The sequence below is a fragment of the Amycolatopsis oliviviridis genome (assembly GCF_014654365.1).
GTDB lineage: Bacteria > Actinomycetota > Actinomycetes > Mycobacteriales > Pseudonocardiaceae > Amycolatopsis > Amycolatopsis oliviviridis.
The window spans coordinates 55,702-80,926 of record NZ_BNAY01000006.1; the positions used below are offsets into that span (position 1 = coordinate 55,702).

Below are 25,225 nucleotides of genomic sequence, written 5' to 3' on the forward strand. Positions count from 1 at the left end.
CGAAGCACCCGGCCGCAAGGGGGTCGTGAGTGGCGTTTCGGGTTCTAACCCGAAACGCCACTCACGACCACCGGCACCCGAAGCCTTACTTAGCCCACTTAGGACGCGGAGGAGGCACATAGTCCGCGAAGCCGTCCAGAAGCACCGAAGCGTCCGAGTCGATCGAGAGCATGTCCCGGTACCCCGCCGACAGGAAGCCCTCCGACACCATGTGGTCCGCGAACTTCAGCAGCGGCGCGTAGTACCCGCCGACGTCGACCAGCCCGATCGGCTTCTCGTGCAGCCCGAGCTGGGCCCACGTCCACACCTCGAACAGCTCCTCCAGCGTCCCCGCCCCGCCCGGCAGCGCGAGGAAGCCGTCGGACAGGGCGGCCATCTTCGCCTTCCGCTGGTGCATGTCGGCGACGACGTGCAGTTCGGTCAGGCCGGCGTGCGCGATCTCGACGCTGCCCAGCGCCTCCGGGATCACGCCGATCACCTCGCCGCCCGCGGCCAGCGCGGCGTCCGCGACGACACCCATGGTGCCGACCGAAGCACCGCCGTAGACCAGCCCGATCCCCCGCGAGGCCAGCAGCGTGCCCAACGCCCGCGCCTCGTCCGCGTAGCGCGGGTCGAAGCCCATCGACGAGCCGCAGAAGACGCAAACCCGGCGTGGAGCCGCCATCAGTGGGTGTCCTCCCATGCCTGGTACGAGTCCTGCACGACCCGGACTGCGTCGTCGATGTCGTCGGTGACGTGCAGCAGGTCGAGGTCCTTTTCGCCGATCTTGCCCTCGGCGAGCAGCGTCTTGGCGATCCAGTCGTACAGGCCGCCCCAGTAGTCGCTGCCGAAGAGCACGACCGGGAACTTCGTGACCTTCTTCGTCTGCACCAGGGTGAGCGCCTCGAACAGCTCGTCGAGTGTGCCGAAGCCGCCGGGCAGGCAGATGAACGCCTGCGAGTACTTGATGAACATCGTCTTGCGGGCGAAGAAGTACCGGAAGTTGACGCCGAGGTCGACCCACGGGTTCAGGCCCTGCTCGAACGGCAGCTCGATGCCGAGGCCGACGGAGAAGCCGCCCGCCTCGTTGGCGCCGCGGTTGACCGCTTCCATCGCGCCGGGGCCGCCACCGGTCATCACGGCGAAGCCCGCGTTCGCGAGGGCGCCGCCGATCTTGCGGCCGAGTTCGTACTCGGGGTGGTCCCGTTTGGTCCGTGCCGAACCGAACACCGTCACCGCGCGCGGCACCTCGGCCAGCGCGCCGAAGCCCTCGACGAACTCCGCCTGGATCCGCAGCACCCGCCACGGGTCGGTGTGCACCCAGTCGCTCGGCCCCCGCGAGTCCAGCAGGCGCTGGTCGGTGGTGCTGCCCTGGTCACGGCGATCCCGCCGCAGCACGACCGGGCCCTTGTGGCGCTCGATCGGACGTTCCGGGTACTGGCCGTCGGGGAACTCGCTTGTCTCACTCACCCCGCCAAGACTACGACGTCGTCACCGTCCGGAGCGGCAGCATCGCCGCGAACAGGAGTTGTCGGGTACGCGAACGCGGGGCCCGCCCGGACAGGCGGGCCCCGCGATCCCGGTCAGGAACGTCCGGCCAGGGAGAACGCGAGCATCGCCGTCGAGGTGAAGTCGATGGCGGGCTCGTTGCTCGGCCATGAGGCCAGGTCGTCGGTATAGCGGGACTCGGTGGTGTCGAAGGCGTCGTACGGCTTCGTGCACTCCTTCGCCCCGGCAGGGAACGGCAGGTCCGCGAAGTGCTCAGCCCCGTTCGGTCCATTCACGACCGCGCCGTAGAGCACCTTCTCCTCACCCGCGAGGTTGGCCGCCTGGTGGTGCGGGCACTTCGGCGACGTCGTGCCGACACCGACGACCAGCGAGATTCCCCACGCGTTCGCGCCGAGGGTGAAGTTCCGCTGCTGCGAGCCGAACGCCGCGTACCGCCGGTCGCCGGTCACGTCCGCGTACAGCCGCTCGGTCGCGGCGAACCCGAAACTCTTGCTGGCGGCGTCGAAGTCCTTGACCGACACGGCCGTCCGGAAAGGACTCTGAGCCGCGCTCGCGACCCCTTCGTCGAGCTGACGCCGGAGGTCACCGATCAGTTCTTTCGGGCCGAGCGCGGCACCCGGGACGCCGTGCCGCAGGAGCTTCGCCAGTTCGGCGTGCGCCAGCGCGCTGGTGTCGTACAGGTTGAGCGTGCTCTTCTCTTCGAGGTCGATGTACGCCTTCGCCCAGCGCGCCGCCTGCCTCGTCCATTCGCCTGCCCGCGGGTCCCGCAAGGCCTTGCCCGCCAGGGCGAGCTGCGTCGCGCCGAGTTCCATGTCGTCCCGCCAGGACGATTCCGGGTAGTACGCGTGCGGGAAGGCGGTGACCAGTTCGCCGACGTTCTCGGTCTTGGCCTGCGCGAAGACCGAGGCGGCCTCGGCGAGGTACTTCCTTGCCAGCGCGGGGTTCCGCTTCGCCTCGACCTGCGCGCCGAGTGCGAACGCCGCGGCGACGCGACCGGCGAGGTTCGGGCTGAGCGCCGAGCCGCCGGGGTTCGCCGGAAACACCGGACGATGCTTGACGAAGTACTTGGGATCACCGGGTTTCACGTCGAGCGCGTCGTCGTCGTGCGGGTTGCGCCAGACGTCGTGGTCGCCGAGGAAGCCGAACTTGTCGCTGCCCGTCCCGATCCCGACCTGGGCGTAGAGCGTCTTGCTCCGCTGGTCCCACATCTTGTCGAGCCAGTCGAGGCCGAGCTTGACCTCCTTGGCCAGCACCGGGTCGTAGCCCTCGCGGAGCACGTAACCCAGTTCCGCCAGCGAATACGCCGTGTTCGAGGTGAACTTGACGAAGTCGCCCGCGTCGACCCAGCCGCCTTCGACGTCGACCGGCCCGCCGATCGGCTTCAGCGGTTCGGCGATCTCGTCGCCGCCCTCGCCCACGAACACCGGCCAGTCGTAGACCGTGGCTTGTTTGTCGGCCAGATGCGAGGGTTTGCGGCCGAGCCTGCCGGGGATGACGTCGTCGCCGTCGCGCTGCGCCTGGAAGAACTCGTTGGTGGCGCGGACGAGCGGCGTGAACAGCCGGTCCTTGGTGTCCACCCGGAACGTCGGCGACGTCGCCGTGGTCTCGCCGCTGACCACGATCCGGTACTTGCCCGGCAGCCAGACCTTCGACAGGTCGAGCTGGTACACCGCCGGATACTTCGCGTTCCACGCGCCGAGCGAGGTGCCGGTCCGTCCACGGTGGACGGTCCGGCCGCGTTCGTCGACCACCGAGAACGAGCCCGGCGCGCTGGACAGGAGGTAGGCGTACTTGGTTTCGGTGATGCCGTAGCCGACCTGGTCGACCCGGACCTCACCCTGAACCGCCGCCGCGGCCGAAACCGCCGGAACCGTCAAACCCCCGAGGACCAGTGCCGTAACCGCGGCCACCGCCCGGGACCAGGAACTCACCATCATCGGCGCCTCGCCCAATTAGTTAAGAAAGTTTCCTTTTTATGGCGCAAGACGCTAGCCCCCGGGACCCGCCCAGTCAATATGTCCGATTCGCCGGGAGAAAGTCACAGGGTTGAGGCCGTTGTCAGCGGGTATCCCACCGGGATGACCACGACCTGGCATGAGCGCATGACCGGCTGGCACAAGTCGAGCCACACCCACTGGGAAGAGAACGCCTGCGTCGAAGTCGGCACCGACGGCACCCTCGTCGGCATCCGCGACACCAAGCAACGCGAACTCCCGGCCGAGGTCAGGCCGGTTCTCGTGGTCCCGGCGCCGGGTTTCACCGCATTGCTCACCCACTTGTCCCGCTGACCGGCGGAAACCGCCGGGAAATCGTCTACCGTGGTCCGGTGCCGTCCATGCCGCCCGGGGCAGAACCACTCGGCGCGCGAGTCAGGCGGTTGCGCCGGGCACGCGGGCTGACCCAGCGCGAGCTCGCCGAGCCCCGCTACGACCGCGGCTTCCTCGCCAAGGTCGAGTCGGGCCGCCGTCTGCCCTCGGACGACGTGGTGTCCCATCTGGCGCGACGGCTCGGGCTGACCGCGGACGAACTCCGCTTCGGCAGACCGCCGGGCGCCGCCGAAGAACTCACCGGCGCCCTGGAAATCGCCTATCGCCTTTTGCAACAAGGCGGACTCGAGACCGCCGAACGCGAATTCACCCGCGTGGAACGGCTCGCGGCGGAGTACCGGCTACCGGAAGTCCAATGCCACGCGCGGTTCTATCTCGGCGAGGTCCAGTGGCAGCGGTACGACATCCCGTTGGCGGACAAGGGCTTCGCCTACGCGATGGAACTCGCCGGCACCGCCTCGCCCCGGCTGCGCGCGATGATCGTCAACCGCGTCGCCGCCTGCCGGGCGCTTTCGGGAGACCTGGGCGCGGCGGTCGCGCTCGCCGAGAACGCGCTCGCCGGGCTCCGCGCCGCCGGTCCCGTCGATCACGACGCCGAGCTCGCGCTGGTGACCGCGCTGATCCACCCGCTCATCGAAATGGGCGCGCTCCGCCGTGCCCGGCGGGCGGCCGAAGAAGGGCGCCGCGCCCTCGTTTCCGCCCGACGCAAGGACATCTCCGCGCGGTACCACCGGCAGGCCGCGCAGCTGTGGCAGGCGATCGGCCTGGTCGACCGCGCGGAGAAGGACCTCTCGCGGGCGCTGCGGCTGTTCACCTCCATCGGTTACGACCGTGACGCCGCCCGGTGCCGCTGGGCGCGGGGTTTCCTGTGGCGCAGGCTGGGCAAGCTCGACGAGGCACACGCCGAACTGCTGCTCGCGCGCGATCTCCTGGCCAAAGCCGGTTCCCGGGAAGGCGTTCTCGGCGCGACCATCGAACTCGCCGACGTCCGCCGTCGGCAAGGGGCACTCGACGAAGCCGCCGAACTCGCCGAGGGGATCCGGCCGCTTCTGGATCGATCCCCCGACATCGAGGCCAGGGCCGAGGTTCTCCGGTTACTGGGACTCATCGCCCGCGCCCGCGGCGATCTGCCCGGAGCGACCGCGTTGCTCGAAGAAGCCGCCACCGCACAGGAAAATTCCGAATTGCTCGGCGCGCTCGTCGCCACCTCTCTGCATTTGGGCGACACGTTGCGCGCTCGCGGATTAATCGAAGAAGCGTCGGAGGCCTATCGCCGCGGCGTGCGCGCGGCCGCTATGTCCGATTCCGGGCCGTCGGACTGAAAACCATACGAAAGTCGCTATATATCGCGACCGGCGGGAAAATGCTTACTACACAGGGATTTCACTTCGCGTGGAATGATCTTCACGTGTGCCGCTAGGCCATCCGGCCCATTGACGCTCCCGGCGAGCAGCTCCTTTACTTCGAACGTGTCCATCGAGATAACTCCAGTTATCTGAACGGACACGCATCCCCGTCCCCCGCCGTGCTCCCGACCCGGTCGAATTCCCCGCCGCGCCAGTGGCCGTGCCGGGTACACGGTCCTGCCCATGGAAGGTTCCCATGACCGTTCAGCGAGGGCTCAGAACAGGGTTGGCGGCTGTCGCCGGCCTTGCCCTGAGCATGACGTTCCCGGCGATCCCGGCGAACGCGACCACCGCCACCATCCAGCCCGCGAGCCCCGACGCGGTGGCCGCGAGCGCGGCCGACCAGGCCGCCGCGGCTGGTGTAGACCACTTGCGGAAAGGTCCGCAGGAGGGTTTCCACCGGGTCGGGATGACACCGGGTGGCGGAGGCCTCTTCTACGCCGCTTACGAACGAACCTACCGTGGCCTGCCGGTCGTCGGCGGGGACGCGGTGGTGGTGGCCGACGGCGCCGGGCGCGTCCGCGGCACCAGCGCCGCGGAGACCGCGGCGATCTCGGTCGACACCAAGGCCAAGATCTCCGCGGCGAAGGCGACCGAGGTCGCCCGCGGCCAGCTGTCCAAAGTAGACAGTGTCGTGGCGCCGAAGCTCGTCGTGCTCGCGGGGAACTCCCCCAAGCTCGCCTACGAGGTCGTCGTCGCGGGCACCAAGGCCGCCGCGCCGAGCAACCTGCACGTCTTCGTGGACGGCGCCACCGGGGCGATCCTCGACACCCGTGACGACGTCAAGATGTCCAACATCCCGGCCGCCACGAAGGCCACGTCGAACGACGTCAGCACGCTGGGCGCCGGGAACAGCTACTACGTCGGCAACGTCACCATCGACACGACGAACTCCGGCGGCACGTACACCATGCGCGACCCGCAGCGCAGCAACATCAGCTGTGCCCGCCAGAACGGCTCGCCCTACAGCGGACCGGACGACAACTGGGGCAACGGCTCCGGCACCGACCTGGAAACCGCCTGTGTCGACACGCTCTTCGGCGTCCAGACCGAGTGGAAGATGCTGAGCGAATGGCTCGGCCGCAACGGCATCAACGGCAACGGCGGCGGCTTCCCCGCCTACGTCGGCCTCAACCAGGTCAACGCCTACTGGAACGGTTCCTCGACCACCTTCGGGCACTCGCAGGACAACCAGCGCCAGGCCACCCCGATGGACGTCGTCGCGCACGAGTACGGCCACGCCATCTTCCAGACCACGCCGGGCGGCGCGGGCAGCGGCAACGAGAACGGCGGCCTCAACGAGTCCACCGGTGACATCTTCGGTGCCATCACCGAGCACTACGCCAACAACGCCAAGGACCGTCCGGACTACGACGTCGGCGAGGGCGTGAACCTGGTCGGCCAGGGCCCGATCCGCTACATGAACCAGCCGAGCCGGATCTCGGGCAACCCGAACTGCTACTCGTCGTCCATTCCGAACACCGAGGTGCACGCGGCCGCGGGCCCGCAGAACCACTGGTTCTACCTGCTGGCCGAGGGCACCGCGCCGGTCGGCAAGCCTGCCAGCCCGACCTGCAACAACACTTCGATCACCGGTATCGGCATCCAGAAGGCCGCGAAGATCTTCTACAACGGCCTGCTGAAGAAGACCTCCAGCTGGAACCACAAGGCCGCCCGCAAGGCGACCCTGGAGGCGGCGCTCGCGCTGTACCCCGGTTCCTGCACCGAGTTCAACACCACCAAGGCGGCGTGGGAAGGCATCAGTGTCACCGCGGCGACCGGTGAGCCGACCCAGTGCACGCCGTCCGGCCCCGACTTCTCGGTCGGCGTCACCCCGGCGTCGGGCACCGTCAAGCCCGGCGAATCGGCGACCGTCACGGTGAACACCGCGACCGTCAACGGTGCCGCCCAGTCCGTCGCGCTCAGCGCGAGCGGCCTCCCCGCCGGGGCGACCGCGACGTTCAACCCGGAGTCCGTGCAGTCCGGTGCCTCCTCGACGCTCACCATCGCGACGTCGGCGAGCACCCCTGACGGCACCAGCACGATCACGGTGACCGGTACCGCGGCCAGCGGCTCGCACACCGCGCAGTACACGCTGACCGTCGGCACCAGCAGCAACATCCGGACGTTCACCAACGACACCGACTACGCCATCAACGACTACGGCACGGTGAACAGCCCGATCAGCTCGACCGCGACCGGCAACGCCGTGTCCCCGGTGAAGCTGACGGTCACCGGCACGCACACCTGCATCGAGGACCTCCGGATCAGCCTGAAGGCCCCCGACGGCAGCTCGTACTCGGTCAAGGCCACCGGTTCCCTGCCCTGCACCCAGTTCGGCACCAAGACCTACTCGGTCCCGGTGACGAACGAAGTCGCGGCGGGCACCTGGACGCTCGTGGTCTACGACGCCTACTCCGGTGACACCGGCAAGCTCGACAGCTGGTCGATCACCGTCTAGCTCCCCTCGCAGGCGAAGGACTCCTGCCCCCGCCGGGGGCAGGAGTCCTTCCGCAAATCCCGTCAAGGAAGGAAACCCCGGCATGAAGTGGGGAAAGCGAATAGGAGCGGCCGTCGTCGGCATGGCCGCCGTACTGGGTGTCGTCGTGACACCCGCGCAGGCGACCACCAACGCCGCGCCGGACATCTCGCTCGCCAACGTCAAGGCGCATTTGAGCGCGCTGCAGACGATCGCCAACCAGAACGGCGGCAACCGCGCCTCCGGTCGTTCGGGCTACACGGCGTCGGTGTCCTATGTGGCGCAGAAACTGCGCGACGCGGGCTACAACGTCACGCTGCAGACCTGCACGGGCTGCGCGGGCCAGAGCCAGAACGTGATCGCGGAATGGCCGCAGGGTGACGCCAGCCAGGTCATCATGCTCGGCGCGCACCTCGACAGCGTGAGTGCCGGCCCCGGCATCAACGACAACGGCTCGGGTTCGGCCTCGATCCTCGAAGTCGCGCTGACCCTGGCCCGCGAGAATCCGACGATGGCCAAGCGGGTCCGCTTCGGCTGGTGGGCCGACGAGGAGTCCGGCCTGCGCGGTTCCAAGCACTACGTGAACAACCTGCCCGCCGCCGAGCGCACGAAGATCAAGACCTACCTGAACTTCGACATGATCGGCTCCGACAACTGGGGCTACTTCGTCTATGACGACGTCGCCTCGGTCAAGGCGACGTTCGACGAGTACTTCAGGACCATCGGCATCCAGACCGAGGGCGACACCGAGGGCGACGGCCGTTCGGACCACGCGTCGTTCAAGAGCGCGGGCATCCCGGTCGGTGGTCTCGCGACCGGCGCCGGGTACACGAAGAGCGCCGCGCAGGCCCAGAAATGGGGCGGCACCGCCGGGCGCGCGTTCGACAGCTGCTACCACCGCGCTTGCGACACGCTGTCCAACATCCCGGACACCCCGCTGGAGAAGAACAGCGACGCGATCGGCTACGCGCTCTGGAAGCTCGCCGTCGGCGCCTCGACGGGCCCCGACTTCTCGCTCGGTCTCTCCCCGGCTTCCGGCACCGTCCAACCTGGACAGTCGGCGACCGTGACGGTCAACACCACGACGACTTCCGGTGCGGCACAGGCGGTTTCGCTGAGCGCCAGCGGCCTCCCCGTCGGGGCGACCGCGACGTTCAACCCGGCTTCGGTGCAGTCCGGCGCCTCCTCGACGCTCACCATCCAGACGTCGGCGGACACTCCCAACGGCACCAGCACGATCACGGTGACCGGTGACGGGACCGCCGTGGACCGCACGGCGCAGTACACGCTCACCGTCGGCAACGTCAGCGTCCGCACGTTCACCAACGGCACGGACTACCCGATCGCCGACTACGGCACGGTGAACAGCCCGATCACCTCCAGTGCGACGGGTACGGCGACCTCGCCGGTCAAGGTGTCGATCACCGGTACGCACACCTGCTCCGAGGACCTTCGCATCAGCCTGAAGGCTCCCGATGGCAGCTCGTACTCGGTCAAGGCCACCGGTTCGCTGCCCTGCACGGAGCTCGGCACCCGGAACTACTCGGTGCCCGTGACCAACGAGGCGGCTTCCGGCACTTGGACGCTCGTGGTCTACGACGCCTACTCCGGTGACACCGGCACGCTCGACAGCTGGACCATCACAGTCTGACCATCCGAATGGCGAGGGCCATCTCACGAGGACACCCGGCCTCGTGAGATGGCCCTCGTGCGTGAGAACGATTTTCGGACAACCTTTCGATATCTGGTCTAGACCACCCGATCGTCGGTAGCGGGAGCCGGGTACCGCGACCTATGTTGAGCCGAACGGCCGCTTCCTGTTCGTTCACTACCGCTTTCGAGATGGGAGCTGGGTATGTTCGGTCGCGTCTCACGGCTGCTCGCAATCACCGGCGCTGCGGTACTCGCCGTCACCACGCTGGTCGTCCTGACCCCGGCGCAAGCCTCGACGGACGCCGAGGTCTGCGCGGTCAAATCGAAGCCCGCGGGCAAAGTCCTGCAAGGCTATTGGGAGAACTGGGACGGCGCTTCGAACGGCGTCCACCCGCCGCTCGGCTGGATCCCGATCACCGACGCCCGGATCAAAGCCAACGGGTACAACGTGATCAACGCGGCCTTTCCGGTCATCCTGTCCGACGGAACGGCGAAATGGGAGGATGGGATGGACGCGACTGTGAAGGTCGCGACCCCGTCCGAAATGTGCGCCGCCAAGGACGCGGGTGCGACGATCCTGATGTCCATCGGTGGTGCCACCGCGGGGATCGACCTCAATTCGTCCACCGTGGCGGACAAATTCGTCTCGACCATCGTGCCGATCCTGAAGAAGTACAACTTCGACGGGATCGACATCGACATCGAAACGGGTCTCACCGGCGGCGGGAACATCAACACGCTTTCCGCGTCGCAGAAGAACCTCATCCGCATCATCGACGGCGTGCTCGCCGCGATGCCGTCAAACTTCGGGCTCACCATGGCACCCGAGACCGCCTACGTCACCGGCGGCAGCGTCGTCTACGGCTCGATCTGGGGCGCGTACCTGCCGGTCATCAAGAAGTACGCGGACAACGGCCGGCTGTGGTGGCTGAACATGCAGTACTACAACGGAAGCATGTACGGCTGCTCCGGCGATTCGTACCAGGCCGGGACGGTTCAGGGCTTCGTCAAGCAGACGGAGTGCCTCGACAAGGGTCTCGTGATCCAGGGCACGACCATCCGCGTTCCCTACGACAAGCAGGTTCCGGGGCTGCCCGCGCAGGCAGGCGCCGGCGGCGGTTACATGTCGACCGGCCTGGTTTCCCAGGCGTACCGCAGTATTCCAGGGCTCAAGGGCCTGATGACCTGGTCGATCAACTGGGACGGTTCGCGGAGCTGGACCTTCGGGAACAACGTGCGGTCGCTCCAGGGCCGCTGAACCGGCGCGAGTGGGTCGTGAGTGGTAAGTGTCGTTAGAACGACACTTACCACTCACGACCACCTGGACCGACCTCATGAGCCGCCGCTCGGGATCGGATCGGCGTACTCCCCCGAAGGACCCGAGTACTGCTTCCCGTCCGGATAGGGCCACGGGTTCGGGGCGCAGCCGTGCAGGCCCAGCGTCTGCTGCTGCATCACCGGCGCGAGCGCGCCCGGCACGGGGCATTTCTCGTGGCCGCGCCCGAGCCGGTGCCCGACCTCGTGCGTGACCATGTACTGGCGATACGCCGTCAGCGGCGCGCCGTACCCGGGAACGCCGTTCGCCCAGCGCGCCACGTTGAGCACGACACTGTTCCCGTTGCGGCACGAGGTGTAGCCGTCCGGCCTGCCGCACAGCGCGTCGCGCGTCCGAGGCGTGGCGAGGTAGAGCGTGAAATCGACCGGGCCGTCCTGGCCGGCCCGCTGCAGCCGCCATCGCCCGCCGCCGGTCCAGCCACGCGGATCGGCCAAAGTGGACTCGACCGCCTTGGCGAAACCGTCCGGGTTCACGCCTGCGATGTCCGTCTCGACGGCGACGCGATACCGCATCGGCTTCCCTGCTTGCCCGGCGACCGGACCTTCACCGGCGGGAAAGATCCACTGTCCGGATCCCGCCTGCGGAAAGGTGATTTCGGGTGACGACGGCGCCAGCACGGGCTTCGGCGAAGGCGACCCCAGCGACGTCGGCGGAGCGATGACCGGCACCGGTGTGGCCGCGGGAGGCGCGACCTCGTGAGCTTCACAACCGGCGTTCGCCAGGACGCACGCGGCGACGGCCAGGGCACGGCGCACGGTCATCGGTCCTCCCGCAGAACATCGGTCACATCCAGGGATACGGCCCGCGGCCGGGAGAAGTTGTGGGATCGCGCGCGCAACCTTTCGGCGCGTTCGCCCGTATCGTTCTCGGTCATGGGCGAGGAGGTCGGCGGACGACTGCGGCGGCTGCGTGCCGAACGTGGCCTCACCCAGCGCGAACTCGCCGAGCCGCACTACACCGCCGCGTACGTCTCGTCCGTCGAAACGGGAGCGCGGACGCCGTCCGGTGACGCGTTGCGCCACTTCGCCGCGCGACTCGGCGTGGACGTCGGAGAGTTGCTCGGCGTGACCTCGCCCCGCGACGACGTCCGGCTCGATCTGGACATCGCGGCGGCCGCGGCGGACTTCCTCGCCGGGAACGGCTCGGCCCCGAAGATGCGGCGGCTGGCCAGGCGGGCCGAGGAGATCGGCCGCCCCCGTCAGGCCGGGCTCGCCTGGCTGTGGCTCGCGCGGTTCACCGAGGGCGGCACGCGCTCGCGGCTGGTGGCCGCCTCCGAAGCCGCTCTCGCCGACGACATCCCGCCGTACCGCGAACTGGCCGCCGCGCTGCGAGCGAACGTGCTGATCAGTCTGGGCGAGCCGCATCACGCTATGCATCTGCTGGAGACCGCGCTCGACGCGAGCCTCGCCCGTCATCCGCATCCGGTGCTTCTGCTGACACTTCACGCGTACCTCGCCGAAGGGCGGCTCCGGCTCGGCGAAACCACCCAGGCCGCGCATCACGCGGGCGAGGCACTACGCCTGACGCGCGGCGGCGAGGAGATCCTGGCCGAACTCACCGGGAATCAGCACCGGCTGGCCGAGGCGTACCTCGCCGAAGGCCGGGTGCCCGACGCCGTCGCCGCCGTCTCGGTGCTGCACGACCTGCTCCACGAACGCGCCCTGCGGCCGGTGCTCGCCCGGTGCCTTTTCGCGCGGGCTCTGATCCGGCGTGCCGACGACCTCGAAGGCGCTCTCGCGGACCTTCGCGCCTCCCGGGCGGCCGCGGCCGATCACGCCGTCACCTTGGAACTCGCCGACGTCTGCCGCGAACTCGGCCGTCTCGACGACGCCGCCGCGCTGCTCGCCGAAGCGACCGAAGGCATCCCGGCGGGCTCGCCGCTCTCCGCGTCCCTCAAGTTTCAACAGGGCTCACTGGCCTTGGCCCGCGGAGACCTCGAAGGAGCCGAAGCGGGCTTCACGCACGCCATCGACGTCGCCGCTCTTCGCGATGCGCGCGGTGTCTTGGCTGCTTCAGTCGACAAAGCGGGAGAGTTGCTACGCGATCAGGGGCGCTCGGACGAAGCTGCGGATCTACTGCGGCGCGGACTGCTCCTGCTCGGCGCAGAGGAGGACGTCCCGACGTGACCCCAGTGGACTTGGAAGACATCGGCACCCGGTTGGTGGGCCGATTCGGTCCCGGCGCCGAAGGGTGGCTGGCCGGGGTTCCCGGCCTCGCCGCGCGGCTGGCGTCCCGGTGGGGTTTCGAGCTCGGCGAGCTGTTCGACAGCGGAGCCTCGTCCGTCGTCCTGCGCTGCCGGTGGTCCGACGGGACACCGGCAGCGCTCAAACTCAGCCCGGACGGGGCACTGCTGGCCAAGCAGATCGAGATGTTGCGCGTGTTCGCTCCGACGGGCCGGGTGCCCAGCGTGCTGGCCGCCGCCCCGGACGCGGGCGCGATGGTGCTGGAAGAGATCCGGCCGGGCACGGTCGCCGAGGATCTGCCTTCGGACTCCTTGCCAGGACGCTGGGGCGAGCTGCTCACCGCGTTGCATGCCATGGCCCCGCCGTCGGACTGGCCGTGGACGCTGCGCGGCCGGTTCGACGAGGCCTTCGACCGGATCGGCCGGAGGCTGGCCGAACCCGCCATCAACGCCCGGATCGGCCCGGCCGCCTGGCAGCGGGCGATCGATCGTTGCGAGTCCCTGCTGTCCACTCAGGACACGGTCGCGCTGCTCCACGGCGATCTCCACCTCGGCAACGTCCTGGACGGCGGCGCGTCGCGCGGCCTGGTCGCGATCGATCGCGCCCATGTTCGCCCTGGCTAGCTGAGGAATTCGCGCAGCACGGCGGCGACCTGCCGGATCTCGCCCGCCCGCACGTTCTCCTGCCGTGTGTGCGCCAGCGTCGGGTCGCCGGGCCCGAAGTTCACCGCCGGGATCCCGAGAGCCGCGAAGCGCGCGACGTCGGTCCAGCCCAGCTTCGCGACCGCCTTGCCACCGGCCGCCGCGACCAGTTCGGCCGCCGCGGGGGCACTCAAACCAGGCAAGGCACCTGGCGACAAGTCGACAATCTTGAGGTCGTAGCCCTCGAAGATCTCGCGAAGGTGCGCCTCGGCCTCTTCCGCAGAGCGGTCGGGCGCGAACCGGTGGTTGATCGTGAGCACGGCCTCGTCCGGCACGACGTTGCCCGCGACCCCGCCGCCGATCTTCGTGGCCTGGAGGCCTTCGCGGTAGGTCAGGCCGTCGATGTCGACCACTCGCGGCGTGTACTCGGCCAGCCTGCGCAGCGGTTCGGCGAGGCCGTGGATCGCGTTGACGCCCATCCAGCCGCGCGCGGTGTGCGCCCGGACGCCTTCGACGCGGATCTCGATCCGCATCGTGCCCTGGCAACCGCCCTCGATCCCGCCGTTCGACGGCTCGCCGAGGATCGCGAGGTCGCCTTGGAGCCACTCGGGCAGCTCACGCTCGATACGGCCGAGGCCGTTCTTCGTCGCTTCGATCTCTTCGCAGTCGTAGAACACGAAGGTGATGTCATGCCTCGGCTCGCGGAGCGCGGCGGCGAGGTGCAGGAAGACGGCGTCGCCGCTCTTCATGTCGACGGTGCCGAGACCGTGCAGGATCTCGTCGTCGCCGGTCCCCTCACGGCGGACGGGCATGTTCTCGTTCACCGGAACGGTGTCGAGATGCCCCGCCAGCACCACCCGCGAAGGACGGCCGAGGTTCGTCCGGGCGAGGACGGCGTCGCCGTTGCGGATCACTTCGAGATGCGGCGCCTGCGCCTGGAGCGCGGCCTGCACGGTGTCCGCGATCACCTTCTCCTCCTCCGAAACGCTGAAGATGTCCACCAGCGCGGCGGTGAGGTCGACGGGGTCCGCGTGCAGATCGAGCGAAGGCATGCCCGCACCGTACCGGCGCGGCCCCGGGGCTACCGTGAAGGCGTGCGCACCAAAGCGATCCTGCTCGCCCTTCTCCTGGTACTCAGCGGCTGTGGATCGAACGAGGTCCCGGTCACGGTGAAACCCACTCGCAGCGAGGGGCCGGACGTGCTGCCGATCAAGCTGAAAGCGCTGAGCACCGACCAGTGCTACCTGGCGCCGGGGACCGAATCGCCCAAGGGCTGCCAGAAGTACGTGACCGAACTCTCCAGCGCCGCGGGCAGCGTCCGCAAGCGCCGCCCGGATCTGTCGGCGCAGGCCGACCTCCTCGACCGGCCGATCTCCGTCTTCCGGACCGCGAACTGCCAGGACCAGGCCGCTCCCGGCGGTCCGTGCGGCCAGGCACTCGGCGACATGGCGGCTGCGCTGACCAGCGTGAAGAGCCTCGTCGGCGGCTGACGAGGGTCACTGGGTACCGTTCAGGACGTGAGCGAGCAGACCCCTGATCCCGAAACGACCGGCGCCACCGGCGTCGGACTGGCGACCGTCACGACCGACGGCACGGTGCTGGACACCTGGTTCCCGCTGCCCAAGCTGATCGACGGTGCCGACAGCAAGGCCGGCACGGTGCGGCTGACCGCCGAGGAGGCCTCCGAGGCCCTCGGCGAAGCGGCCGCCGCCCAGCTCGGCCCGGACACCGACCGCGGTGTCGAGGTCGTCGCGGTCCGCACGACCATCGCCCGCCTCGCGGACGCCCCCGGCGACACGCACGACGTCTACCTGCGCCTCCACCTGCTGTCGCACCGCCTGGTCCGGCCGCACGGCGCGAGCCTGGACGGCATCTTCGGCCTGCTGGCGAACGTCGTCTGGACCAACCACGGGCCGTGCCCCGTCGAGGGCTTCGAGGCGACCCGGCTGCGGCTGCGGGCGCGCGGAAACGTCACCGTCTACGGCGTGGACAAGTTCCCGCGGATGGTGGACTACGTCATGCCCGCCGGCGTCCGGATCGCCGACGCCGACCGCGCCCGGCTCGGCGCGCACCTGGCCAACGGCACCACGGTCATGCACGAGGGCTTCGTCAACTTCAACGCCGGCACGCTCGGCGCCTCGATGGTCGAGGGCCGGATCTCGGCGGGCGTCGTGGTCGGCGACGGCTCCGACGTCGGCGGCGGCGCGTCGATCATGGGCACGCTGTCCGGCGGCGGCAAGGAGACCATCTCGATCGGCGAGCGCTGCCTGATCGGCGCGAACGGCGGCGTCGGCATCTCGCTCGGCGACGACTCGGTCGTCGAAGCGGGCCTCTACGTCACGGCCGGCACGAAGGTCACCTTCGAGGGCAAGGTCGTGAAGGCGCTGGAGCTGTCCGGCATCTCGGGCGCGGTGTTCCGGCGGAACTCCGGGACCGGCGCCGTCGAGGTCGTCGCGCGCACCGGCGTCGGCATCGAGCTGAACGCGGCGCTGCACGCCAACTGACCTGCGGAACGAGAGCAAGGGACCTTTGCTGTCACTCTCCCCCGGAGAGCGACAGCAAAGGTCCCTTGCTTCTCTCAGGGCCTGGACCACCTTGCCTGTTCACCTAGAATTCATCTTGTGACAGCCGAGACCCTGCCGCGTAAGAACGCCCCTTCGACCACTCCGGCCGCGCTCGGGCTCGGCGACCGCCCCGCGAAAGCCGGGCCGGACGATCCGGCGGCCACCCATGTCCGGGTCAAGCTCGACGTCGAGATCCGCGCGCTCCTCGCCCACGAACCGGGCACCAAATCCGGCGCCGACCCCGAGGATCTGCACCAGATGCGAGTCGCGCTGCGCCGCATGCGGAGCGTCCTCAAACTCTCGGGCCGCCTCGTCGGCCCCGACGCCGAACCCGTGCGCGCCGAACTCGGCTGGCTCGGCCAATCCCTCGGCGACGTCCGCGACTACGACGTCCTCATCGGACACCTCCGCGAGGTCGTCGCCGAGTTCGAGGTGCGCGACCAGCCCGCCGCCCGCCGTCTCGTCTCGAAATTCGTCACCGAACGCGGGGTCGCGAAGCGGCGGCTCACCCGCGCCCTCACCAGCCCGCGGTACGCCTCGATGCTGCAGGACATCGGCCGTCTCGCCCGGCAGCCCGCCACCGTGGAGGCCGAGGAAAGTCCTCAGACGTCGGCCGATCTCGTCGCCGGCCTCGCGAAGCCGCATCGAAAGCTCGCGAAGGCAGTGAAGGCGCTTCCCAGTGATCCCCCGGATGATGACCTTCACGCGCTTCGCATCTACGGCAAGAAGCTCCGCTACGCCGCCGAGATGGCCAAGCCCGCAGCCAAGAAGAAGCAGGCGGAGCGGATCCAGCGGCTGATCAAGGCCACCAAGAACTTCCAGACCGTCCTCGGGGACCATCAGGACGCTTGCGTCGCAGCGGATCGGATGCGAGGTGTCGTGGCCTCTGTCGATGCCGAGATCGCCTTCATCGCGGGACGGATCGCGGAAAAGGAACTGCTGCGCCGTGCCGAGGTCCGCGCCGTGTGGCGCGACGTCTGGGCGGAGGTCGACGCCGCCGCTCAGGCGGTGAGCCCGCGGATATAGCCGTCCGGGCGGATCGACACCTGCCGCCCGTTCTCGGCTTCATAAGCGGCGAAGGCGTGCCCGCCGACGTCCTCGAAGTCCACATCGGACAGTGCGCTGCCCGCGGGCAGGATCCGCCGTGCGCCTTCGGGCGCCGGACCGTCACCGAACACCAGAACCGTCGGCTGCGGACCACGAAACAGCTCGAACAGCCGGACGGGCTTGCCGTTCGCGTCCCTCAGCGGTGCGTCCGGGGCGCGATCACCGGGCCGGATCCGGCCGGTCGCCTCGGGCGCGAGCGGGCCGCCTCGGTAGCCGATGTCGAGCTGACGCGTGTTCTCGCCGCGCTCGTGCGCGTCGTCCGCACCCTCCTTGTACTTCTCGAGGATCTCCGTGCTGACCTTCAGCACCCGCGCGGCGACCCCGCGACGCTCGGGTTCGTAGCTGTCGAGCAGCTCCGGCGCACCGTCGGCGAGCTTCCAGCCCAGGTTGTACGCGTCCTGGACGCCGGTGTTGAGGCCCTGGCCGCCGGTCGGCGGGTGGACGTGCGCCGCGTCGCCGGCGAGGAAGACGCGGCCATCACGGAACCGTTCGGCGAGCCGGATGTTGGGCCGCCACACCGTCGACCAGCTCAGATCGTGCAGCCGGACCCCGCCGCCGGACAGCTCGTCGAGCCGGGACTGCAGCGTGGCCAGTGACGCCTCGACCTCGTCTTCACCCAGCGGCGCGCCGAACTGGAAATGCGGCACCCCGGGCAGCGGCGTGAGCCCGATCCCCCTCATGGGGTCTTCGGGCTTCGCGAACCAGTGCCCGTACGCGCGATCGAGCCCCTCGGCCTGGACGTCGCCCAGCAGCATGCGGATCGATTCGTCGGTGGTGCCCTCGAACGCGATCCCGAGTGCCTTGCGCACAAAACTCTTCCCGCCGTCGGCTCCGACGAGGTAGTCGACCCGGATCCGCTCGCCCGGCAACTCGGCCGTCACGCCGTCGGCGTCCTGCTCGAAGCCGAGCAACGGGGTGCCGAGCTCGACCTGGACGCCGAATTCGGCGAGCCGGTCGCGCAGGATCCCCTCGGTCCGCGACTGGCCGAGGAAGAAGCCGTTCGGGTAAGGCACGTCCGGTGTCGGTTCGGTGAGCTCGGCCATCATCCGCTCGCCGACGACCTCGCCGCCCAGGTGGATCTTCATCGGCACCGGCGCCATCCCCGCGGCCAGCACCGCGTCCAGTACGCCGAGGTCCTCGAAGACCTCCAGCGTGCGCGGCTGCAGGCCGTCGCCGCGCGATCCCTCGAAGAACGTCTCGGCCTTCTCCACGATCCGCACGCCGACGCCGCGGCGTGCCAGGTCGATGGCCAGCGTGAGCCCGGTCGGCCCGGCTCCCGCGATCAGGACCTCGGTCATCTCTCCTCCAGTGAATTATGATTCAGTGAATCTATATTCACTATGATCGTTGCTAGCCTTCCGTGTCAAGGAGGTGCCGATGACGGCGACGAGCCGCAAGGAGAAGGCGGCGGAGACCGAGGCCGCGCTCAAGGACGCGGCGAAGCGCGTTTTCGCGGCGAAGGGGTACCTGAACACCAAGATCACCGACATCACGGCCGAGGCCGGACGCGCGGCGGGATCGTTCTACAACCACTTCGCGGGCAAGGAAGAGCTGCTCGAAGCACTCCTCGCGGACCTCGCGGCGGCGAGCGACGTCAATGCCTCCCTGCCGGAGCACAAAGCCGACTTCACCGACCCGGACGCGGTGCGCTGGCACGTCCGCGAGTACTGGAATTTCCACCGCGACAACGCCGCGACGATGCTCGCGCTGCGCCAGGCCGCGATGGTCAGCGACGACTTCGCGCGCACCTACGCGCGGTTCGGCTCCGATCAGGCGGCCGACCTCCTCGACCATCTCGGGTACATCACCGAGGCGGGGATAGAACTCCCGGCGTCGGAACGGCTCACGCTCGCGATGATGGCCGAGCTGGTCAACGGGTTCGCGCACACGTGGCTGGTCGACCCGTCGGCGTTCGCCGAGGAAGAGGCCATCGAGGCACTGACGCGGTTCATCTACCGGGGTTTCACCGGTCGCGACGTGAGCTGAAGCGCCCCTTCACCGCTGCAATGAGGGGTAGGGCAAAGGTGTCCTGCTCGCTCGCCCGCGAGCCGGCTTCGGACGTTGTGAAAGCCACCTTCACAACCTTCAACGTTGCGAAAGTGGCGTTCACAACACCCCGGCCAGCCAGACCGCGCTGGGTTGGGGGGCGTGAGTGGTAAGTGCTGTTCTCACGGACTTGTATTTACCTATCCACTGGTGTGACTGGCGGTCGGGTGTGGAGGATTGGGGACGTTGAACGTCCTGAATCCTCCACGCTCGGCCTTGGTGATGAGGGATTGGGGACAGCGAACGTCCTGGATCCTTCATCGGCGGGGTACGACCTTGATCAACGGAGGATCGGGGAGGTTGAGTGTCCCCAATCCTCCATTGATCAAGATCTGAGACCGGGCGACCTCACGCGACGGTGAAGGAATTGGGACATCCAACGTCCCAATTCCTTCACCGTCGAGCCCGGCAGCCGCGTATCCGGCACCCACGCGCAGGTCAGGCGTAGGTAGGTAAATGCAGGTCCGCTCTCACGTCACTTACCACTCACGACCACCCCGACCGACACCTCACCCGCCCCATCAGTCACATCAACCACACCGCGCTATGAAAGGCCCCTTCATTGCAAATTTTGCAATGAAGGGGCCTTTCATAGCACGTCGTGAGGCAAGCCAACCGCGCCGAAATCAGGCGGTGAGTCGCTCCACAGCCGCATCGATCCGCTCGTCCGTCGCCGTCAACGCGATCCGGACGTGCCGGCCACCGGTCGGCCCGTAGAACGTGCCCGGCGCGGCGAGGATGCCGCGATCCGCGAGCCAGTCGACGGTGTCGAGCGCGGATTCCCCGCGCGTCGACCAGAGATACAGTCCCGCCTCGGAGTGCGAGATCTCGAAACCGCTGTCCAGCAACGCCTTCCGCAGCACCAGCCGACGGCGCGCGTAGCGTTCCCGTTGCACGGCAAGGGCTTCGTCGTCCTTCAGCGCGGCGACCATGGCCTCCTGCACCGGCCGCGGCACGATCAGCCCGGAGTGCTTGCGGATCTCCAGCAGCCCGGCGACCAGCTTCGGGTCACCGGTGACGAACCCGGCGCGGTAGCTGGCGAGGTTCGCGGATTTCGACAGCGAATGGACGGCCAGCAGACCGTCGAGGGAGCCGCCGTGCACGGACGGGTGCAGGATCGACACGGGCTCGCTTTCCCAGCCCAGCGCCAGATAGCACTCGTCGGAGACCACGACGACGTCGCGTTCCCGCGCCCATTCGACGACTTTGCGCAGGTGGTCGGCACCCAGCACACGCCCGGTCGGGTTCGACGGCGAGTTCAGCCACAGCATCGCGGGCTTCTGCGGGCCCAGCGCGAAAGTGCTGTCCGCGCGAAGCAGGGAAGCACCCGCCAACAGCACGCCGACCTCGTAGGTCGGGTACGCCACCTCGGGGATGACGACCAGGTCACCGGGGCCGAACCCCAGTTGCCGCGGCAGCGACGCGACCAGTTCCTTCGAACCGATCGTCGGCAGCACGGCCGCCTCGGGAACGCCTTCGATGCCGTGCCGCCGCGAAAGCGCCTCGATCGCGGCGGCCCTCAGCTCGGGAATCCCGTGCGTGGTCGGGTACCCCGGGATCTCCGACGCGGACGCGAGCGCCGCGCGGATGCTCTCGGGGACCGGGTCCACCGGCGTACCGATCGACAGGTCGACGATGCCGCCGGGATGTGCCTGGGCTTTCGCCTTGGCTCCGGCGAGGGAGTCCCAGGGGAAATCAGGAAGAGCGACCCGGCTCATTCGCCCTGCGGGGGAAGAGCCTTGATGAAGGCGGGGTCGTGGCTGGTCTTGCCGACCTTGGACGCACCGCCGGGCGAGCCGAGCTCGTCGAAGAAGTCGACGTTGGCCTTGGTGTAGGGGTTCCACTCGTCGGGGACGTCGTCCTCGTAGTAGATCGCCTCGACGGGGCAGACCGGCTCGCAGGCACCACAGTCGACGCATTCGTCCGGGTGGATGTACAGCATGCGGTCACCCTCGTAGATGCAATCCACGGGGCACTCGTCGATACACGCCTTGTCGAGCACGTCGACGCAGGGCTCGGCGATCACGTAGGTCACTGCGTACTCCTGCTTATCTCTGCTTCACCAGTCTGCAACGGACATTACGCGCCCACAGGCGCGCAGGGCCCGCTTAGGCCACCCTTATCCGTACTCCGGGTATGGGCTTTCAGCGGTCCCTGCGGCGAGGCGGCGGAGTGGCCCTGCTGTCCCCAGTGATGACGAACTGCGGCGCGGCGGGCTTCGCCGCTTCCTCGTTCTTCTCCTCGGCGGCCTTTTCCGCGCCCAACGCCCGGTTGAAGCCGTCGGAGATCTCGCGGACCAGGTCTTCGTTGTGCCTGTCGTCCTTGCGCGCGATGCTCATCGGGGTCCCTCCACTGCCTTCCTTGGCACAATCTAACCGTGAACAGTGCGGAAATGCTCGAGCTCACCTGCAGCCAGGCCTGGACGCCCCTGCTGGAGCGCCGGATCGGCGACTGGAGGCTCCGTTGGGCGGACGGGTTCACCGCCCGCGCCAACAGCGCGCTGGCGATCGGTGACCCGGGAAAACCGCTGCCAGACGCCCTGCGGGCGGCCTGTGACTTCGCCCACCATCATGCCATTCCGCCGGTCGTTCAGGTGATCCAGAACACGTCCACGGAAGACGCCATCGCCGCCCACGGCTGGGTCCAGTATGTGGAACACCGGCCCGCGCACGAGGTCTCCGTGCTGACCGGGCCACTCTCGCGTGGGACCTCGGCGGGAGCGGTGGTCCTCGACGAGCCGACGTCCGGATGGTGGGAGATGACGACCGGCGGCGCCGAGCTGGCGGAGGCGCCAAGGCACGTCCTCGGCACCGGCAAGGTGGGCTTCGGGGTCGTGGAACTGGACGGCGTCACGGCCGGGGCGGTGCGCGGCGCGATCGTCGGCGAATGGCTGCACATCGGCAGGCTGGAGGTCCGGGCGGAGTTCCGGCGGCGGGGGCTGGCCCGCGGGCTGATGAACGCGGTGAGCGGCTGGGCGGCCGCTCAGGGGGCCACCGGGATCGTGCTCCAGGTCGCGGTGGCGAACTCCGGCGCGCTGAAGCTGTACGAGAACCTGGGCTGTACGGAGCACCACAGGTACCGCTACTGGGCCCCGGGTCCCGGCGCGTGCGAGGATCGCCCGTCGTGAAGGTCGTCATTTTGGTCGGCGGAGTGGGCGGGGCCCGCTTCCTGCTGGGGGTCAAGCAAGCACTGGGTCTGCCCGCGACCGGTTCCGCGCCGGAATCGCCGCACGAGGTGACCGCGCTGGTGAACACCGGGGACGACGTGTGGATGCACGGTCTGCGCATCTGCCCGGACCTGGACACCTGCATGTACACCCTCGGCGGGGGGATCGACGAAGAGCGCGGCTGGGGCCACTCCGGCGAGACCTGGACGGTCAAGGAGGAGCTCGCCGCGTACGGCGCCGAGCCCACCTGGTTCGGCTTGGGCGACAAGGACATCGCGACGCATCTGATCCGCTCGCGGATGCTGCGCGCGGGCTATCCGCTCTCGCAGGTCACCGAAGCGCTGTGCGACCGCTGGCAGCCGGGCGTGCGTTTGCTGCCGATGTCGGACGACCGCGTCGAGACGCATGTCGTGATCGACGACCCCGAGGATCCAGACCAGCGCAAGGCGATCCACTTCCAGGAGTGGTGGGTGCGCTATCGCGCCGAGCCGAAGGCGCATTCGATCATCGCCGTCGGTGCCGACGAGGCCAAGCCCGCGCCGGGAGTGCTCGACGCGATCGCGGGCGCCGACGTCGTGCTGTTCGCGCCGTCCAACCCGGTGGTCTCGGTGGGCACGACCCTCGGTGTCCCGGGAATCCGCGACGCGCTGCGCAAGACGCGCGCCAAGGTCGTCGGCGTCTCGCCGATCATCGGCGGGAAGGCGTTGCGCGGGATGGCCGACGCCTGCCTGAGCGCGATCGGCGTGGAAACCTCCGCCGAAGCCGTCGGACGGCATTACGGTTCCCGCAAGGAATCCCCGGAGGGCGTGCTCGACGGCTGGCTGGTCTCCGAGGGCGAAACCGTCGACGTGCCGGGTGTCGCCGTCCGCGACGTCCCCCTGCTGATGTCCGATGTGGACGCGACCGCGGCCATGGTGCGCGCGGCCTTCGATCTGGCGGGAGTTTCCGTTGACTGATCACGCTTCCTCGAAGATCGAGATCCTGCCGGTCGAGGGCCTGCCGGAGTTCCGCCCCGGCGACGATCTGACCGGCGCGATCGTCAGGACGGCCCCGTGGCTGCGCTCGGGCGACGTCCTGGTCGTGACCAGCAAGATCGTCTCCAAGACCGAGGGCATGCTGGTCCGTGTCCCGGCCGACCCCGAAGAGCGCGACGCCGCCCGGCGCAAGCTCGTCGAGGAGGAGTCCGTCCGGGTGATCGCGCGGATCAAGCGGACGGTGATCACCGAGAACAAGCTCGGCATCGTGCAGGCCGCGTCCGGGGTCGACGCGTCGAACGTGGCTTCCGGCGAGGTCGCGCTGCTGCCCGCCGATCCCGATGCCTCCGCGCTCGCGCTGCGGAACGGGCTGCGGGAACGGCTGGGGGTCGAGGTCGCCGTCGTGGTCACCGACACCATGGGCCGCGCGTGGCGGGTCGGGCAGACCGACGCCGCGATCGGCGCGTCCGGTCTGCGGGTGCTGCATTCGTACGCGGGCGAGATCGACGGCCAGGGCAACGAACTCGCGGTCACCGAGGTGGCGATCGCCGACGAACTCGCCGCAGCGGCGGATCTGGTCAAGGGCAAACTCGGCGGGACGCCGGTGGCCGTGGTCCGCGGCCTCCAGCTGACCGACGACGGTTCGACGGCCCGCAAGCTGCTCCGGCCCGTCGAGGAGGACCTGTTCCGCCTCGGTACCAACGAATCCCTCGCGCAAGGCCGCCGGGAAGCCGTGCTGGCGCGGCGTTCGATCCGCTCGTTCACCGACGAGCCGGTCGATCCCGAGGTGCTGCGCCGCGCGGTCGGGACGGCGCTGACCGCGCCCGCGCCGCACCACACGAAGCCGGTCCGGTTCGTGTGGCTGCGCGAGGAAGGCTTGCGCCGCAAGCTTCTCGACGCGATGAAGGCGTCGTGGCAGGCCGATCTCGAAGGCGACGACTTCACCCCCGAGCAGGTCGCGAAGCGCCTCAGCCGCGGCGACATCCTGTACAACGCGCCTGAGGTCGTGGTGCCGTTCCTCGTCGCCGAGGGCGCGCACACCTACCGCGACGACCGCCGAAACGCTTGTGAGCACACGATGTTCACCGTCGCCGGTGGCGCGGCGGTGCAGGGCCTGCTGGTCGCGCTCGCCGCCGAAGACCTCGGCTCGTGCTGGATCGGGTCGACCATCTTCGCCGCGGATATCGTGCGCGAGGTCCTCGGCCTCGACGACCGCTGGGAGCCGCTCGGCGCGGTCGCGATCGGCCATCCCGCCGCCCTGCCGCCCGCGCGCGGTCCCGTCGAACCCGGTGAAGGACTTCTCGAACTGTGACCCTGCACGACGATGTTGTGTCCACTTTGTCCGGTTGGCGACCGGCGGACGCCGCCCAGGAATCCTTGCGCCAGGCCTATCTCGGCTTCCTCGCCGCCCGCGACGACGTCTGCCGCCGTGAATGCGCGGCCGGGCACATCACCGCGTCGGCCGTCCTCCTCGACACCGACGCGGAGAACGTGTTGCTCACCTTGCATCCGCGAGTCGGGCGCTGGCTGCAGCTCGGCGGGCATTGCGAGCCGGGCGACGCGACGCTCGCGGACGCCGCCCTCCGCGAGGCGCGGGAGGAATCCGGCATCGAGGACCTGCTGATCGAGCCGGTCCCGGTGCATCTCGACGTCCACCCGATCACCTGCTCGCTCGGCGTGCCGACCCGGCATTTCGACGTACGTTTCGCGGTGCGCGCACCCCGCGGCGCACAACCGGTCCAAAGCGACGAATCGGACGATCTTCGGTGGTGGCCGGTGAATTCTCTGCCGAAAGGGTCGGAAGATCTCGCCGAACTGGTGGAAGCCGCACTGCCCGCGACGTCGGCCGGTTAGG

Annotated in this window: 24 protein-coding genes; 15 read left to right on the forward strand and 9 right to left on the reverse strand. The window is 69.0% G+C overall.

All coding sequences use genetic code 11. From position 1 onward, the window contains the following. Positions 1-85: 85 nt before the first annotated feature. The 3 genes from IE302_RS25425 to IE302_RS25435 all read right to left on the reverse strand — a co-directional run bounded on the left by IE302_RS25425 (position 86) and on the right by IE302_RS25435 (position 3,425). A complete protein-coding gene (locus IE302_RS25425) occupies positions 86-664 on the reverse strand; it encodes an LOG family protein (protein ID WP_125680437.1) in 579 nt (192 codons plus the stop codon). Then, complete coding sequence (locus IE302_RS25430) at positions 664-1,449, reverse strand: LOG family protein (protein ID WP_191257001.1); 786 nt, start codon at positions 1,447-1,449, stop codon at positions 664-666. The genes IE302_RS25425 and IE302_RS25430 overlap by 1 nt, the downstream gene beginning before the upstream one ends. Before the next feature lie 113 nt (positions 1,450-1,562). Further along, positions 1,563-3,425 carry a glycoside hydrolase family 9 protein gene (locus IE302_RS25435; RefSeq protein ID WP_191257002.1) on the reverse strand — a complete coding sequence of 621 codons (1,863 nt, stop codon included), beginning with the start codon at positions 3,423-3,425 and terminating at the stop codon, positions 1,563-1,565. Between the two features lie 141 nt (positions 3,426-3,566). On the opposite strand from IE302_RS25435, the gene IE302_RS25440 reads away from it, so the two are divergent. From IE302_RS25440 to IE302_RS25460, 5 genes are all read left to right on the forward strand, one after another. Further along, entirely contained in the window at positions 3,567-3,776 is a 210-nt protein-coding gene (locus tag IE302_RS25440) for a DUF397 domain-containing protein (protein WP_229907933.1), read from the forward strand. A 38-nt stretch (positions 3,777-3,814) separates the two neighbouring features. Further along, entirely contained in the window at positions 3,815-5,137 is a 1,323-nt protein-coding gene (locus IE302_RS25445) for a helix-turn-helix domain-containing protein (RefSeq protein ID WP_373308022.1), read from the forward strand. A gap of 280 nt (positions 5,138-5,417) precedes the next feature. Continuing rightward, a complete protein-coding gene (locus IE302_RS25450) occupies positions 5,418-7,682 on the forward strand; it encodes a M4 family metallopeptidase (protein ID WP_191257003.1) in 2,265 nt (754 codons plus the stop codon). A gap of 82 nt (positions 7,683-7,764) precedes the next feature. Then, the gene (locus IE302_RS25455; protein WP_191257004.1) at positions 7,765-9,351 is read left to right on the forward strand and encodes a M28 family peptidase; all 1,587 of its coding nucleotides are present in this window, start codon (positions 7,765-7,767) and stop codon (positions 9,349-9,351) included. 204 nt (positions 9,352-9,555) lie between these two features. Further along, positions 9,556-10,611 (forward strand): chitinase, encoded by a 1,056-nt coding sequence (locus IE302_RS25460; RefSeq protein ID WP_191257005.1) that lies wholly within the window; start codon positions 9,556-9,558, stop codon positions 10,609-10,611. 74 nt (positions 10,612-10,685) lie between these two features. Here IE302_RS25460 and IE302_RS25465 read toward each other — a convergent pair whose 3' ends face one another. After that, positions 10,686-11,450 carry a DUF3152 domain-containing protein gene (locus IE302_RS25465; protein WP_191257006.1) on the reverse strand — a complete coding sequence of 255 codons (765 nt, stop codon included), beginning with the start codon at positions 11,448-11,450 and terminating at the stop codon, positions 10,686-10,688. Between the two features lie 111 nt (positions 11,451-11,561). Here IE302_RS25465 and IE302_RS25470 point away from each other — a divergent pair, with 111 nt between their 5' ends. Both IE302_RS25470 and IE302_RS25475 read left to right on the forward strand, forming a co-directional pair. Then, positions 11,562-12,815 carry a helix-turn-helix domain-containing protein gene (locus IE302_RS25470; protein WP_191257007.1) on the forward strand — a complete coding sequence of 418 codons (1,254 nt, stop codon included), beginning with the start codon at positions 11,562-11,564 and terminating at the stop codon, positions 12,813-12,815. After that, positions 12,812-13,495 (forward strand): aminoglycoside phosphotransferase family protein, encoded by a 684-nt coding sequence (locus IE302_RS25475; protein ID WP_229907934.1) that lies wholly within the window; start codon positions 12,812-12,814, stop codon positions 13,493-13,495. Before IE302_RS25470 ends, IE302_RS25475 begins: the two co-directional genes overlap by 4 nt. On the opposite strand, the gene dapE is transcribed toward IE302_RS25475, so the two are convergent. Beyond that, the gene (gene dapE / locus IE302_RS25480) at positions 13,492-14,565 is read right to left on the reverse strand and encodes a succinyl-diaminopimelate desuccinylase (protein WP_191257008.1); all 1,074 of its coding nucleotides are present in this window, start codon (positions 14,563-14,565) and stop codon (positions 13,492-13,494) included. The two genes, IE302_RS25475 and dapE, sit on opposite strands and share 4 nt — an antisense overlap. Positions 14,566-14,607: 42 nt before the next feature. Between dapE and IE302_RS25485 the strand changes: the two genes are divergently transcribed. The 3 genes from IE302_RS25485 (at position 14,608) to IE302_RS25495 (ending at position 17,103) form a co-directional block, all read left to right on the forward strand. Next, positions 14,608-15,003: a hypothetical protein gene (locus IE302_RS25485; protein WP_191257009.1), complete on the forward strand. Its 396-nt coding sequence runs from the start codon at positions 14,608-14,610 to the stop codon at positions 15,001-15,003. A 27-nt stretch (positions 15,004-15,030) separates the two neighbouring features. Then, entirely contained in the window at positions 15,031-16,017 is a 987-nt protein-coding gene (dapD, locus tag IE302_RS25490) for a 2,3,4,5-tetrahydropyridine-2,6-dicarboxylate N-succinyltransferase (protein WP_191257010.1), read from the forward strand. A 117-nt stretch (positions 16,018-16,134) separates the two neighbouring features. Then, entirely contained in the window at positions 16,135-17,103 is a 969-nt protein-coding gene (locus IE302_RS25495) for a CHAD domain-containing protein (RefSeq protein ID WP_191257011.1), read from the forward strand. Here the strand turns inward: IE302_RS25495 and IE302_RS25500 are convergent. After that, positions 17,079-18,482, reverse strand: coding sequence for an FAD-dependent monooxygenase (locus tag IE302_RS25500; protein ID WP_191257012.1), 1,404 nt, complete (start codon positions 18,480-18,482; stop codon positions 17,079-17,081). The two genes, IE302_RS25495 and IE302_RS25500, sit on opposite strands and share 25 nt — an antisense overlap. 79 nt (positions 18,483-18,561) lie before the next feature. Here IE302_RS25500 and IE302_RS25505 point away from each other — a divergent pair, with 79 nt between their 5' ends. Beyond that, the gene (locus IE302_RS25505; protein ID WP_191257013.1) at positions 18,562-19,170 is read left to right on the forward strand and encodes a TetR/AcrR family transcriptional regulator; all 609 of its coding nucleotides are present in this window, start codon (positions 18,562-18,564) and stop codon (positions 19,168-19,170) included. 686 nt (positions 19,171-19,856) lie between these two features. Here the strand turns inward: IE302_RS25505 and dapC are convergent. The 3 genes from dapC to IE302_RS25520 form a co-directional block, all read right to left on the reverse strand. Further along, positions 19,857-20,948, reverse strand: coding sequence for a succinyldiaminopimelate transaminase (dapC, locus tag IE302_RS25510; protein WP_191257014.1), 1,092 nt, complete (start codon positions 20,946-20,948; stop codon positions 19,857-19,859). Next, positions 20,945-21,265 (reverse strand): ferredoxin, encoded by a 321-nt coding sequence (fdxA, locus tag IE302_RS25515; protein ID WP_005155436.1) that lies wholly within the window; start codon positions 21,263-21,265, stop codon positions 20,945-20,947. The genes dapC and fdxA overlap by 4 nt, the downstream gene beginning before the upstream one ends. A gap of 109 nt (positions 21,266-21,374) precedes the next feature. Further along, complete coding sequence (locus IE302_RS25520) at positions 21,375-21,569, reverse strand: hypothetical protein (RefSeq protein ID WP_191257015.1); 195 nt, start codon at positions 21,567-21,569, stop codon at positions 21,375-21,377. A gap of 53 nt (positions 21,570-21,622) precedes the next feature. Between IE302_RS25520 and IE302_RS25525 the strand changes: the two genes are divergently transcribed. Genes IE302_RS25525 through IE302_RS25540 form a run of 4 tightly spaced genes read left to right on the forward strand, consistent with a single transcriptional unit; the run spans position 21,623 to position 25,224 of the window. After that, the gene (locus tag IE302_RS25525; protein ID WP_191257380.1) at positions 21,623-22,357 is read left to right on the forward strand and encodes a GNAT family N-acetyltransferase; all 735 of its coding nucleotides are present in this window, start codon (positions 21,623-21,625) and stop codon (positions 22,355-22,357) included. Next, complete coding sequence (gene cofD, locus IE302_RS25530; RefSeq protein WP_191257016.1) at positions 22,354-23,352, forward strand: 2-phospho-L-lactate transferase; 999 nt, start codon at positions 22,354-22,356, stop codon at positions 23,350-23,352. Before IE302_RS25525 ends, cofD begins: the two co-directional genes overlap by 4 nt. Continuing rightward, entirely contained in the window at positions 23,288-24,682 is a 1,395-nt protein-coding gene (locus IE302_RS25535; RefSeq protein WP_373308023.1) for a coenzyme F420-0:L-glutamate ligase, read from the forward strand. The genes cofD and IE302_RS25535 overlap by 65 nt, the downstream gene beginning before the upstream one ends. Further along, positions 24,679-25,224: an NUDIX hydrolase gene (locus IE302_RS25540; RefSeq protein WP_191257018.1), complete on the forward strand. Its 546-nt coding sequence runs from the start codon at positions 24,679-24,681 to the stop codon at positions 25,222-25,224. The genes IE302_RS25535 and IE302_RS25540 overlap by 4 nt, the downstream gene beginning before the upstream one ends. The last annotated feature ends 1 nt before the right edge of the window (position 25,225 follow it).

Bases quoted from the DNA above. Each gene is read 5' to 3' on its own strand.
- IE302_RS25465 (WP_191257006.1), bottom strand. From the start codon at position 11,450: ATGACCGTGCGCCGTGCCCTGGCCGTCGCCGCGTGCGTCCTGGCGAAC.
- IE302_RS25440 (WP_229907933.1), top strand. From the start codon at position 3,567: ATGACCACGACCTGGCATGAGCGCATGACCGGCTGGCACAAGTCGAGC.
- IE302_RS25455 (WP_191257004.1), top strand. From the start codon at position 7,765: ATGAAGTGGGGAAAGCGAATAGGAGCGGCCGTCGTCGGCATGGCCGCC.
- dapC (WP_191257014.1), bottom strand. From the start codon at position 20,948: ATGAGCCGGGTCGCTCTTCCTGATTTCCCCTGGGACTCCCTCGCCGGA.
- IE302_RS25450 (WP_191257003.1), top strand. From the start codon at position 5,418: ATGACCGTTCAGCGAGGGCTCAGAACAGGGTTGGCGGCTGTCGCCGGC.
- IE302_RS25500 (WP_191257012.1), bottom strand. From the start codon at position 18,482: ATGACCGAGGTCCTGATCGCGGGAGCCGGGCCGACCGGGCTCACGCTG.
- IE302_RS25460 (WP_191257005.1), top strand. From the start codon at position 9,556: ATGTTCGGTCGCGTCTCACGGCTGCTCGCAATCACCGGCGCTGCGGTA.
- IE302_RS25520 (WP_191257015.1), bottom strand. From the start codon at position 21,569: ATGAGCATCGCGCGCAAGGACGACAGGCACAACGAAGACCTGGTCCGC.
- IE302_RS25435 (WP_191257002.1), bottom strand. From the start codon at position 3,425: ATGATGGTGAGTTCCTGGTCCCGGGCGGTGGCCGCGGTTACGGCACTG.
- IE302_RS25470 (WP_191257007.1), top strand. From the start codon at position 11,562: ATGGGCGAGGAGGTCGGCGGACGACTGCGGCGGCTGCGTGCCGAACGT.
- IE302_RS25505 (WP_191257013.1), top strand. From the start codon at position 18,562: ATGACGGCGACGAGCCGCAAGGAGAAGGCGGCGGAGACCGAGGCCGCG.
- dapE (WP_191257008.1), bottom strand. From the start codon at position 14,565: ATGCCTTCGCTCGATCTGCACGCGGACCCCGTCGACCTCACCGCCGCG.
- IE302_RS25525 (WP_191257380.1), top strand. From the start codon at position 21,623: ATGCTCGAGCTCACCTGCAGCCAGGCCTGGACGCCCCTGCTGGAGCGC.
- IE302_RS25425 (WP_125680437.1), bottom strand. From the start codon at position 664: ATGGCGGCTCCACGCCGGGTTTGCGTCTTCTGCGGCTCGTCGATGGGC.
- IE302_RS25535 (WP_373308023.1), top strand. From the start codon at position 23,288: ATGTGGACGCGACCGCGGCCATGGTGCGCGCGGCCTTCGATCTGGCGG.